General features: G+C 39.8%; 12 protein-coding genes. 8 read left to right on the top strand and 4 right to left on the bottom strand.

All coding sequences use genetic code 11. The features are described 5' to 3' along the window. Positions 1-2: 2 nt before the first annotated feature. Positions 3-1,079 carry an aminopeptidase P family protein gene (locus J7Q78_RS00260; RefSeq protein WP_208422700.1) on the top strand — a complete coding sequence of 359 codons (1,077 nt, stop codon included), beginning with the start codon at positions 3-5 and terminating at the stop codon, positions 1,077-1,079. A 49-nt stretch (positions 1,080-1,128) separates the two neighbouring features. Here J7Q78_RS00260 and J7Q78_RS00255 read toward each other — a convergent pair whose 3' ends face one another. The 4 genes from J7Q78_RS00255 to J7Q78_RS00240 all read right to left on the bottom strand — a co-directional run bounded on the left by J7Q78_RS00255 (position 1,129) and on the right by J7Q78_RS00240 (position 4,758). Next, positions 1,129-2,157: an aldose epimerase family protein gene (locus J7Q78_RS00255; RefSeq protein ID WP_208422701.1), complete on the bottom strand. Its 1,029-nt coding sequence runs from the start codon at positions 2,155-2,157 to the stop codon at positions 1,129-1,131. 65 nt (positions 2,158-2,222) lie between these two features. After that, complete coding sequence (locus J7Q78_RS00250) at positions 2,223-2,489, bottom strand: hypothetical protein (protein WP_208422702.1); 267 nt, start codon at positions 2,487-2,489, stop codon at positions 2,223-2,225. A gap of 13 nt (positions 2,490-2,502) precedes the next feature. Beyond that, entirely contained in the window at positions 2,503-3,777 is a 1,275-nt protein-coding gene (locus J7Q78_RS00245) for an oligosaccharide MFS transporter (protein WP_208422703.1), read from the bottom strand. A gap of 15 nt (positions 3,778-3,792) precedes the next feature. Next, positions 3,793-4,758, bottom strand: coding sequence for a glycoside hydrolase family 43 protein (locus tag J7Q78_RS00240; RefSeq protein ID WP_208422704.1), 966 nt, complete (start codon positions 4,756-4,758; stop codon positions 3,793-3,795). A gap of 235 nt (positions 4,759-4,993) precedes the next feature. On the opposite strand from J7Q78_RS00240, the gene J7Q78_RS00235 reads away from it, so the two are divergent. From J7Q78_RS00235 to J7Q78_RS00205, 7 genes are all read left to right on the top strand, one after another. Continuing rightward, entirely contained in the window at positions 4,994-5,884 is an 891-nt protein-coding gene (locus J7Q78_RS00235; protein ID WP_208422705.1) for an ArsR/SmtB family transcription factor, read from the top strand. A 62-nt stretch (positions 5,885-5,946) separates the two neighbouring features. Then, the gene (locus J7Q78_RS00230) at positions 5,947-7,026 is read left to right on the top strand and encodes a GntR family transcriptional regulator (RefSeq protein ID WP_208422706.1); all 1,080 of its coding nucleotides are present in this window, start codon (positions 5,947-5,949) and stop codon (positions 7,024-7,026) included. A gap of 200 nt (positions 7,027-7,226) precedes the next feature. Continuing rightward, positions 7,227-8,834 carry a xylulokinase gene (locus J7Q78_RS00225; protein ID WP_208422707.1) on the top strand — a complete coding sequence of 536 codons (1,608 nt, stop codon included), beginning with the start codon at positions 7,227-7,229 and terminating at the stop codon, positions 8,832-8,834. 10 nt (positions 8,835-8,844) lie between these two features. Next, positions 8,845-9,576: an L-ribulose-5-phosphate 4-epimerase gene (locus tag J7Q78_RS00220; protein WP_208422708.1), complete on the top strand. Its 732-nt coding sequence runs from the start codon at positions 8,845-8,847 to the stop codon at positions 9,574-9,576. Positions 9,577-9,597: 21 nt separating this feature from the next. Further along, a complete protein-coding gene (gene araA / locus J7Q78_RS00215) occupies positions 9,598-11,022 on the top strand; it encodes an L-arabinose isomerase (protein ID WP_208422709.1) in 1,425 nt (474 codons plus the stop codon). Positions 11,023-11,110: 88 nt separating this feature from the next. Then, positions 11,111-11,722, top strand: coding sequence for a histidine phosphatase family protein (locus tag J7Q78_RS00210; RefSeq protein WP_154242873.1), 612 nt, complete (start codon positions 11,111-11,113; stop codon positions 11,720-11,722). A gap of 220 nt (positions 11,723-11,942) precedes the next feature. Further along, positions 11,943-12,563, top strand: a complete 621-nt coding sequence (locus J7Q78_RS00205) for an NAD(P)H-dependent oxidoreductase (RefSeq protein ID WP_208422710.1) — start codon at positions 11,943-11,945, stop codon at positions 12,561-12,563.

Below are 12,563 nucleotides of genomic sequence, written 5' to 3'. Positions count from 1 at the left end.
AGATGGATCGATTAGAACAGTTAAAAAATAATTTAAAAGAAAAAGCAATTGAAAATCTACTAATTATCAATCCAAAGAATATTCGTTACTTGACGGCCTTCTCAGGAGATGATTCGGTACTCTTAATTTGTCAGGATGAGCTATTTCTAATCACTGATGGTCGGTATGTAGAGCAAGCAAAGACAGAAGTTTCTGCTAACATTCAGATTATCCGTTGGACCGGTAGCATTTTTGCTGAAGTGGCAGTGTTGGCTAAAACGAAGCAAATTAGTGAATTGTATTTCGAAGGCGATCAGCTGAATTACCTTGATTTCGAGCAATTATCACAGCATGCAACGTGTACCTTAAGTGCAACACAAGGATTAGTAGAAGAAATTCGAGCTGTAAAAGATGAAGGAGAGATTGCGACAATCCAAACAGCAGTCGAAATTGTTGATCAGACATTCTTACACATCCTTAATTTTATTCGTCCGGGGATAACAGAACGGGCTGTTGCGACTGAGATTGAATATTTTATGAAGTGTGCGGGTGCAGATGGCGCATCATTTGAAACAATTGTTGCATCTGGTGTACGTTCTTCATATCCCCATGGTGAAGCGAGTGATAAAGTCATTGAATTGGGCGATATGATTACACTTGATTTTGGGGCTTTTTATCAAGGCTATGCCTCGGATATTACGAGAACGATTGCAGTTGGGCAAGTTGACTCACGATTGGAAGAAATTTACTATCTTGTTTTGGAAGCTGAAATGAATGGCTTAGCTGAGATTAAGGCGGGTATGACTAGTCAAGTGTTAGATTCAATCATTAGAGAGCCAATTAAAAATAAAGAGATGAATCAATATTTTAATCACGGCGCAGGTCATAGTATCGGGTTAGATATCCATGAAGCGCCTTATATTAGCCAAAATTCCAGCGTGGTTTTCAAAGAAAATATGATTCAAACCATTGAACCTGGAATCTATTTACCAGATTTAGGTGGCGTTCGAATTGAAGATGATATTTTGGTACAGAAAGGGATGGGCAAGATATTAAACCAGTCACCTAAGCGTGATTTGATTAAATTACCATTCTATTAGACTAAAAAAACAAGCTAGGTCATGGCGACTTAGCTTGTTTTTTTATTGATTACTTATCAGAATATTGATACATAATCGTATGGGTAACTTTTTGATTTTTTGGTAATACAACATCCCCAAAATCTGGATGATTAGGGGTGTCGGGTAAGGTTTGTGGTTCTAGTGCAATCCCCATGTAAGGCTGACCTGCGCCGGCGTTAAACGCGAGATTTTTAGTAAATGAATTGCTAGTAAACATCACGAGTGCATTGCGTGAAGAAAAGATGGTTAGTTTTCGATGGCTGATTGGATCTGAGAGCTCAGCAATCGGTTGTTGGTTGGGGATGATTTTGAAGATATCGTCGAAGCCCTTTTCAGTGGTGTTTTGAAGGGCTTTAATCCCGGTCCCGATTGATCGATGTGAACTGAAATCAAATGGTGTATGGGTGGTTGCTAGTCGTTTACCGGTAGGGATTTTTTCGGAATCAACTTCCAAATATTCGGTGCTAGCAAGAGTCAATTCATGTGCCAGGATGGTTGGTTGATTGCTTAAATTGAAGTAAGCATGGCTGGTTGGATTGAAAAGGGTGTCTTCGGTGCTTTCACCTGTAAATTGCAGTGTCACACGGTTGTGATTATCGAGCGTGTAAGTGATTGTGGCGGTTAAATCACCAGGGTAGCCATCTTCAGTCTGTGTCATTACACGCGAGAAAGTGACGCTGACAGCATCGTCATTTTGACAAATGTTATAGTCCCAGATAAAGGTGTTAAAGCCACTAGGGCCACCATGTAAGGTGTTTTGACCTTCGTTATTTGGAATGGTTACTGTTTGTCCATTAAGTGGGAAAGTGCCGTTTTTAATCCGACCGGCTGTCCGACCAATCGCCATTCCGATGTAGAATGGGTTTGATAAATAATCGTGTGCAGTTGCGAAATTTAATAAAAGGTTCTTATGTTCATTGCCAGCTGGCACGGAGAACTCATGCCAAGTTGCGCCAAGTGTCAGTAAGCTGATAGTGATGTCGTGATCGTTAGTTAGTGTGATTTTGTAAACGTCTTGTCCTTGATAATTATCAAAAATAGATTCTTCAATATGCATTAGTGATACCTCCTAGAAATGCCGAAAAGAAGGACAGTGATTCACTATCCTTCTTTTCGATAATATTATTTTTTCTTACGGTTAGCAACTTGTAAGAAGGCCATTGTTTGTAATCGACCAATGGTCATTTCGAAGTCTTGATCTTTGGCAACGTCGATGTTAAACGATTTAGATTCAACATCGTTAAATCGTTCCGCAAGTAATTTGGAGACCAAGTACAACGTTAAATTTTGCTTGGCGGTGTCTTCTAAGTCGCCAGTGTAGAGGGATTCAGAAGAAACAACCAGTTTTGCGAATTCATCGGGATCGATATAAATATTTTTTTCAGCCATAGTAACTACTCCTTTATGATTCAGGTTGCGCGACAGGTTGTCCCGTTGCTTTATCGACTAATGGGTGTTCTCTTTCAAGCATAAATGCGGCTACTAAAGTGATAACAAAGACGATTGCTGAAAGGATAAAGTAAGTGTGTTGGAAACCGATAACATCGTATAATTTACCAGCAACTGTTGAGAAAATGAAAACCGAAATTTGTTTAGCAAAGTTAGAAGCCATCAGATAAACCGTTGCATATAGTCGGATATCAAATGCACCAGTGATATATTTCATAATTGAAACTAAGAGTAATGGCATTTCCAAGCCAGCTAATAATCTAAAGAAGACTAATAGTTCCCAATTAGGGGCAACAGCACTCCCGAAGATTCTGATGAAAGTAATGAAACCAAAGGCGATTAAGCCACGTTTAGCACCAATCTTGTTGATAATCAATGGCATTGGAATCATTAAAAGTAGTTCGATTGCTGTTTGTGCCGAAGCCATGTAGCTGTATGTTAATGTCCCTTGGCTAGCAGTTTTGAAGAACGTTGTGAAGTAAACAATAAATTGTTGATCGAAGACATCATAGATGGCTGCTGCGCCCATATAGAATAATGATAATACCCAGAAATTCTTAAGTTTAAAGATTGATAAGATTGTTTTTTTATCGAGTGGTGCTGATTCACTATCTGAATCTGTATCAGGATTAGATTGTAAATCACTAACGTTGACTTTATCACTGAATAAAACGAGGCAAGTTAAGATAATAGCTGAAATTGAACATGCCCAGAAAATGGAGTTGGGTTGCCAGATGAATAAGCGACCAGCAACAAGGGATGCTGTCATACCAGCTAGTGAACCACCCATCCGGGAGTGACCATATTCGAATTTATTAACCAAACTCGCACGTTCAACATATTGTTCAACAACACCGACCCCACCGTTTAAGATGAAACTGAGATAAAGTCCAGCAACGATGGCAGCTAAGAATGAACTAGTGTGAACGATTGGTAAGAACAACCATTGGAAGAAAGGGCCAACGAGAATGGCAGCTAGCGTAATTGTAACCAGTAAGTTTTTCTTGAAAACGAGTTTATCAGATAAAATCCCAAATATTGGTTGGAAGAGTAATGAGATACCAGCCATAAATGAGAAAATAAAACCAGATTCAGTCCCATTCAGATGAGCAACTTTTTCGAGCCATAAGGTTAAATAGCCATAAACGATTGCCCAGATAAAGAAATAAGTAAAATGGGTGCTGGCGAAACTCCAAAAATGTTTATTTTCTTTATGAATTGCATTCATACTAATAATCTCCCTTTATTTATAATTGTAAGGAACTGGTTTATCGAAACGTGGTAGGCCGGATTTATCCCAAGAGAATGGTTGAATTTTAGTATGGCGATTTGGATCGTATAAAGGATCGCCTTTGATGTCAGTATAGTTACGGCAATGATAGACAAGGATGTCCGTTTTGCCATCTTCTGAGACAGTGAATGAGTTGTGGCCAGGGCCGAATTGATTGGTTGATAAGTCACTTGCAAAAACGGGTTTAGATGCTTTGTGCCAATTAGTTGGATCGAGCAAATCAGCTGAATCGTCAACTGTTAGCATTCCCATGCAATAGTTTTCATCTGTTGCACTTGCAGAATAAGTTAAAAAGATTTTACCGTTGCGTTTGAGAACAGCAGGGCCTTCATTTACCCAGAAACCACGTGTTTCCCAGTCAAATTCTGGTTTTGAAAGCAGGACAGGGGTTGTTTTGAGGGTCCAAGGATTTTCCATTTCAGCAATATATAAATTAGAATTCCCACGAATGTTGTTATCCTTTTGCGCCCAGACATAATAAAGTTTGTCGTTGTGTTCAAATGTTGTTGCATCTAAGCAGAAGGTATCTTTATCTGTGATAATTTGGCCTTTTTCAACCCAGTCATCTTCTGAAAGCATTGGATTATCAGCAACACATTCGAGGCAGTACATCCGGTGAGTGAATAAACCGTTTACAATTTCGGTTGTGTCAGTTGCTGCAAAATAGATGTACCATTTGTTATTGATGAAATGAATTTCAGGAGCCCAAATTAATTGACTCATTTCACCAGATTCATGTTTGCGCCAAATTGTTCTAGGTGTTGCGTGTGCTAAACCGTTTAATGTTTTAGCACGGCGGATTTCGATACGGTTATATGCTGGAACAGATGCAGTGAAATAATAATAGCCATCAGTATGTTTATAGATAAATGGATCTGCTCGTTGGATAATCAAAGGATTGATATATGTCTCTGTCATAAAAAATAACCTCCTAGTTTTGTGAAAACGCTAACTTAATTTCTACGAGGTTAGTTTAATATTTATACGGACGAATGTCAACAATAAAAATAATAACTTTTCTAGATAAAAATCAATAATAACAATATATATATTTACATAAAATCCGCTTGTAGCCGCTGTATAACTATTATATAAACAAAAACATTGTGATAGAATGGTTTTATTAAGTAGAGTAAGGGAGAAATTAATAACGTTGGAACTTGATATTTCAGAAGCATCATTGAAGGTATACGCAGCACTGGACAGTTCGGTGCGACTAAAGATTATTCAGCTATTGTCGGAGGAAAGGCTCAATGTTAGGGAATTGGCAAGCAAATTAGGATTAAGTAGTACAATTGTCAATATGCATCTGACTAAATTAGCTGAGGCCCATATTATTTCTTTCGAAAAAAAAGGAAATCAAAAGATTTCTAAATTGAAGGTCGATAACATTAATATTACTTTTCCTAAATCAATTTATCCGGCATTCGAAATGCATGAAACTTCGATTCCAGTAGGGCACTATACACGTTATACGGTGCAACCTTCTTGCGGTCTAGCGGGTAATAAGGACTTTATTGGCAAGGTTGATAATCCAAAATATTTTATGGACCCAGCTCGTATGAATGCTGGTATGATCTGGTTTTCGGGAGGTTTTGTAGAATATCAAACGCCGAATTTTTTAGCTGACGGTGAACGATTAGAGATGCTTGATTTGTCTGTTGAATTAGGATCGGAATTTCCATTTTCCAATAATGTATGGCCGTCTGACATCACTTTCTCGTTGAATGGTGTCGAAATTGGCACGTGGACGAGTCCTGGCGATTTCTCAGATACGCGAGGAAAGTATACACCAGCGTGGGTCCCGGATAATGTGAATCAATACGGTTTATTAAAGACAATCCGAATCACGGACCATGGCACGTATTTGGATGGTCAACCATTTACAGATGTTTCACTGGATGCCTTCAATCAAAACGCTGAAACATGGAAAATAAAATTCGCTGTTAAGAATGAAGCGCAACACAAAGGGGGTTGTACAATTTTCGGTAAAGGATTTGGTAATCATGACCAAGATATTAATTTAAAGCTTTACTACAGTTAACCTTTATTGTTACAGTAATGATATTATTCATTACGAATGAATTAGGTGAGGATTGCTGAAAAATGGAAAATAAATATGAGCTTGTTGAGCGTGAATTAAAAGAAAAAATATTAGCTGGCGTTTATGCCATTAATGATAAATTACCCACTGAATCAGAACTGATGGCAACTTATAATGTCAGTCGGTATACGGTTAGACGAGCAGTTGGTGATTTAGAAAATGAACATTATGTTTATCGGATTCAAGGCGGTGGCATCTTTGTGGATGATTGGCAAAACGTACGTCAAACACCTCTGAAAAGTAAGGTGATTGGGGTTATTACCACGCACATTGCGGACTACATTTTTCCCAATATTATTACGGGGATTGATCGTTATATTTCTAGTGAGGGCTATTCAATATTGATTAGCAATACGCAGAATAATCCGGAAAAAGAACGTAAAAGTATTCAAAAGATGATGGAAAGTAATCTAGACGGGTTAATTGTTGAGCCAACACAAAGTGCATTGGATAATCCAAATAAAGATTTATATCAACAGTTACAATCCTCAGATTTACCAACTCTTTTTATTAATGCACATTATCCAGATTTAAGCTTCCCGTATGTTGAGATGAACGACTTTGAAGGGGGTAAGTTGGTTACTGAAGCGCTCTTTAATGCTGGGCATCATCAAATTTTAGGGATCTTCAAGATTGATGATAGTCAAGGCGTCCATCGGATGAATGGATTTGTTAAAGCCTATCAAGAGCGCAATGAGTTAGCGTTAATGAGTGAAATTGTGATGTATCAATCCACTGATAATATGCACGCCATTTTCTCTAAACTCGAGCAAATACTATTACGGCAAGATCGACCATCTGCTATTATTTGCTACAATGATCAGTTGGCGATTCAAGTGATTGATTTGATTCGTTCGTTGTCGTTGAAAGTACCGGAAGATATTTCGGTAATGGGGTTTGATAACTATCAATTATCGCAATACATTTCGCCTAAGCTTAGTACTGTTGAGCATCCGAAAGAAAAGATGGGCCGCGATGCTGGTAAATTGATGTTAAAAATGATTGAAAAAAAAGAGACGCCAGCATCAATCATCTATTCACCGGAATTAGTAATGCGTGATTCAGTAAAAGAAATAAAATAGTGATGTTAAGTCCACGGCTAATCAGTTGATTAGCCGTGGACTTATTTTTTTGAGTAAATAAAAATAAATATTGATTGATTCGTTGATTTATACGGACAAATATTCTATACTCTAGTTATCGCTGAAACCGTTTTACTAAATGGGGACTACAGTATCAATTTGGCGTAGTCGTAATTCAGCCATCTAAGGGAGTGAACGACATGAATTTAGTTGAAACAGCACAAGCCATCAAAACCGGCCAAGTCACACTCGGTATCGAATTGGGTTCGACACGGATTAAAACGGTCTTGGTTGCTGAAGATTTTCAAACAATTGCGTCAGGTAGTTATGTTTGGGAAAACCAATTAGAAAATGGTATCTGGACTTATCCATTGACACAAATTTGGACAGGGATTCAAGCGAGCTATACGCAAATGGCTGCAGAAGTCCAAAGTAAGTATCACGTACCGGTTACAACGATTAAAAGTATCGGTGTCAGCGCGATGATGCACGGTTATCTTGCATTTTCTAAGGACGATCAATTATTGGTGCCTTTTAGAACTTGGCGTAATAACATTACCGAACAAGCAGCTGATCAATTAACCCAACTATTTAATTTCAACATTCCACAACGGTGGAGTATTGCGCATTTATATCAAGCCATCTTAAATGACGAAACGCACGTTAGCCAAGTGGCCTTTATGACCACTTTGGCCGGTTATGTGCACTGGCAATTATCTGGTCAAAAAGTACTTGGAATCGGCGACGCATCTGGTGTCTTTCCAATCGATCCAGAGACGGGAACCTATGACGCCCAGCTAGTCGCGCAATTTAACCAAATCAAACGCGTTCAACAACAACCTTGGCAGTTAATTGATATTTTACCAGCGGTCTTACCAGCGGGGCATGGTGCTGGTCAGTTAACCACGGCTGGTGCGCAGCGATTGGATCCCAGTGGGAATTTAACTGCCGGTAGTTTAATGGCGCCACCTGAAGGTGATGCTGGCACTGGGATGGTTGGCACTAATAGCGTGCGCAAACGGACAGGCAACATCTCAGTTGGCACATCAGCTTTTTCAATGGTTGTTTTAGATCAAACACTAAAACAAGTGCATCGCGATATTGATATTGTTATGACGCCGGATGGTTCGCCAGTAGCGATGGTCCACACGAATAATTGTTCTTCAGATATTAATGCATGGGCTAACCTATTCAATGAATTTGCAACACGACTTGGGGTCACACTATCACCAGATCGGTTGTACGAGACACTATTCTTAGAAGCGACCCATGCTGATCAAGATGCTGGTGGTCTTGTGAACTACAGCTACTTATCCGGTGAAAATATTACTAAAATGTCAGCTGGCCGCCCATTATTGGTCAGACAACCCCATAGTCATTTCAACTTACCAAATTTTATTCAAACCCAACTATATGCAGCCTTTGCTCCCCTTAAAATTGGGATGGATATCTTAGTGAAGGAAGAACAAATCAAGACGGACGTCATGATTGCCCAAGGTGGATTATTCAAAACACCCGTTGTTGGGCAGCAAGTCTTAGCGAATGCTTTAAACACACCGATTACAGTTATGAGTAACGCCGGCGAGGGCGGTCCATGGGGGATGGCTGTCCTTGCAATGTTTGCTGCTAATAATAATGGGCAAACATTGGAAGACTTCTTGGATCACAACGTCTTTACGAATCCAGAAAGCATGACGCTTAGTCCAGAAGCGGCTGGCGTGGTCGGTTATCAATCCTTTATTAAGGCTTACCAAGCCGGGTTACCAATTGAAAGAGCCGCAATTGCTGCGATTAAAGATGAGAAGTGAGGATTAAAGTATGTTAGAAAAACTAAAGCAAAAAGTGTATGACGCCAATATGCGCTTACCTAAATTAGACCTAGTCACTTTTACTTGGGGAAATGTTTCTGGGATTGATCGCGAAAAAGGTTTGTTTGTCATCAAGCCTTCCGGGGTCGACTACGAGGATTTAAAACCAAGCGACATGGTTGTCGTGAATTTAAAAGGTGAAGTCGTTGAAGGCAAGATGAATCCTTCTAGCGACACACCAACGCACACTGTTTTATACAATGAATTTCCAAAAATCGGTGGAATTGTGCATACGCATTCTCCTTGGGCCGTATCATTTGCTGAAGCCGGTATTCCGGTGCCCGCCCTTGGTACAACGCATGCGGATACATTTTACGGGGATGTCCCAGTTTCTGAAGCTTTGACGCAAGCGGAAATCGAAAATGATTACGAGGAAAATACGGGCAAAGTGATTGTTAAAACTTTCAAGGAACAAGGTGTCGATCCTGAAGCAGTCCCAGCGGTGCTTGTGCGCCAACATGGTCCATTCACCTGGGGTGCTACTCCAGACAAAGCCGTTTATAACGCTAAAGTCTTAGAAGTAGTGGCCGAAATGGACTACCACGCACTTCAATTAACCCGTAACAACAGTGCCGTACCACAATTCTTATTAGATAAACACTATTACCGCAAGCATGGTGAAAATGCCTACTACGGTCAAAATAATGCTCAATCACAAGGTCATGCTAAACACAAAAACTAAACTATAAAAGGAGTCTTTATCATGTTAAACACAGAAAATTATGAATTTTGGTTTGTCACAGGTAGTCAATCATTATACGGCGAAGAAACGCTTCGCTCAGTCGAAAAAGACGCTAAGGAAATCGTGGCGAAGTTAAATGCAAGTCACCAATTACCTTACCCAATTGTTTTTAAATTAGTTGCAACAACCGCCGATAATATTACAAAAGTGATGAAAGAAGTTAACTACAACGATAACGTTGCTGGAGTTATCACTTGGATGCATACTTTCTCACCTGCTAAAAACTGGATTCGCGGGACAAAATTACTACAAAAACCATTGTTGCACTTAGCAACCCAATTCTTAAATAAGATTCCATATGACACAATTGACTTCGATTACATGAACTTAAACCAATCAGCTCATGGCGACCGTGAATATGCCTTCATTAATGCGCGTTTACGTAAAAATAACAAGATTATCTCAGGTTACTGGGGTGATGGGGATGTTCAAAAAGCAATGGCCAAATGGATGGACGTTGCAGTCGCTTATAATGAATCATTCAAAATTAAAGTGGTGACATTTGCTGATAAGATGCGGAACGTGGCCGTGACAGATGGTGATAAAATTGAAGCCCAGATCAAATTTGGTTGGACGGTTGATTATTGGGGTGTCGGCGATTTAGTTGCCGAAGTTAATGCTGTCTCAGATGCGGCTATCGATACTAAGTATGCTGAATTACAAAAAGAATACGACTTTGTAAAAGGCCAAAACACACCAGAAAAATTCGAACACAACGTTAAATACCAAATTCGGGAGTATTTCGGGTTGAAGAAATTCATGGATGACCACGGTTACACCGCTTTTACAACAAACTTCGAAGACTTAGTTGGTTTGGAACAATTACCTGGCTTAGCAGCCCAATTATTAATGGCTGAAGGTTACGGTTTTGCTGGTGAAGGGGACTGGAAGACAGCTGCCTTAGATCGCTTGTTGAAGATTATGGCTCATAATGAAAAAACGGTCTTCATGGAAGATTACACACTTGATTTACGTCAAGGTCACGAAGCTATTTTGGGCTCACATATGCTTGAAGTTGATCCTTCAATTGCTTCAGATAAACCACGTGTTGAAGTACATCCATTAGATATCGGTGATAAAGACGATCCTGCACGCTTAGTCTTTACAGGGATGCAAGGCGATGCTGTTGACGTTACGATGGCTGATTATGGTGACGAATTCAAATTGATGTCATACGATGTTCAAGGCAACAAGCCAGAATCTGATACACCACACTTACCAGTTGCTAAACAACTCTGGACTCCAAAACAAGGGCTACGCGACGGTGCTGTTGGTTGGTTAACACTTGGTGGCGGACATCATACGGTATTGTCATTTACCATTGATTCAGAACAACTTCAAGATTTGAGCAATCTATTTGATTTAACATATGTTAACATCAAGTAAGGTTTGCGAATAAAAGAGACGCTGTCTAATTCAGACAGCGTCTCTTTTATGTTCTATTGTATAATGGAAAAATAAAGGTGGGACGAAGATGACAACTTTTTATTTTATACGACATGGTGAAACATTGGTCAATCGAGCGCAGTGTTTCAATGGTAGTGGCACTAATTCAATATTGACTGAAGCGGGAAAAGCAGCTGCGAAACGATTAGGTGATTTGCTAGCGGATCAGTCTTTCGATGCGTTACTGACGTCACCGTTGACCCGCGCAGTTGAAACAATGGATGCGATAATGGCACAGACTAATCAATCGCAACCGGCCATCACGATCGTTGATGATTTAAGGGAAATGGCGCTTGGCGATTGGGAAGGGCAACCAGGGGCTAGTTTGACAAACCATCCACAATATGAAAATTACTTCCATCATCCAGAGTTATTTGATGCTCAGCAGATTCACGCGGAATCCTACCAAGCAGTTTTAGAACGCGGGATGCGCGTAATTAAGACGGCCCAAATAGCCTATCCTGATGGTGATGTATTAGTTGTGGCACATGGGATTATTTTATTGTTTGTCATCAACACATTATTGGGTGTTCCGTTTGAAAAAATTCGGTCACATGAAATGGTGGCTAATGCAAGTCTATCGGTACTAAAAACTAATGGTGCGCAGTTTGAAAAAGTCGTGTGGAACAAAACGGTTTAGGACAGACTTTTTGCGGATGGTAGTAATGATGTTGTTTTGCTCGTTGGGCTAGGCACCAATACGCAGATTGATAGTCAAACGATAGTGCGGTATATTTATGCGTGACTAATCGCTTTTGGGTAGTTGGTTTATTAAATGGTGTAAAGCTTATTGGACAATGCCCCAGATTGCATACTAAAATGATAGTGTATCAAGTTTAAACACTAAGGGGCGGAAATTAATGGGTAAAGTATTAGTTGTTAAGGCGCATCCACTTGCTACAGAACAATCACGAACGTTAATGATTTTGGCGCAGTTCATACAAGCTTATCAAAAGCAAAATCCAGCTGATGAAATCAGTTGGTTGGATTTGTACCAATCTGACTTACCAGAAATTGATCAAGAATTAATGACCGCATGGGCGGCGCTTAAACAAGGGCAAACAATGGCGACTTTAAGTGCTAGTCAGCAAGAGAAGGTCGCTCAGTTTAATCACTATACGGATCAGTTCTTAGCAACTGATAAGGTGGTGATTGCTAATCCACTTTGGAATTTGAACGTACCGACGAAACTTAAGGCGTGGATGGATACCGTGATGGTCGCTGGGAAAACATTTAGACATACTGCAAACGGTCCTCAGCCCTTAGTAACCGGTAAAAAAGCAGTTCATATTCAGTCAGCCGGCAGTGTTTATGCTGGACAAGACTTGGCATCACAATACGTTAAAACACTTCTTGGTTTTGCCGGTGTTGATGAAGTCATTAAAATTAATATTGAAGGAATTGATCACTCGCCAGAAAAGGCTAACGTGATTATGAAAGAAGCTATTGAAACAGCTAAACAAACGGCCCAGTTTTTTTAG

This window comes from Latilactobacillus fragifolii (genome assembly GCF_905332535.1).
Lineage (GTDB): Bacteria > Bacillota > Bacilli > Lactobacillales > Lactobacillaceae > Latilactobacillus > Latilactobacillus fragifolii.
This window is presented reverse-complemented; position numbering and strand designations above follow the sequence as displayed.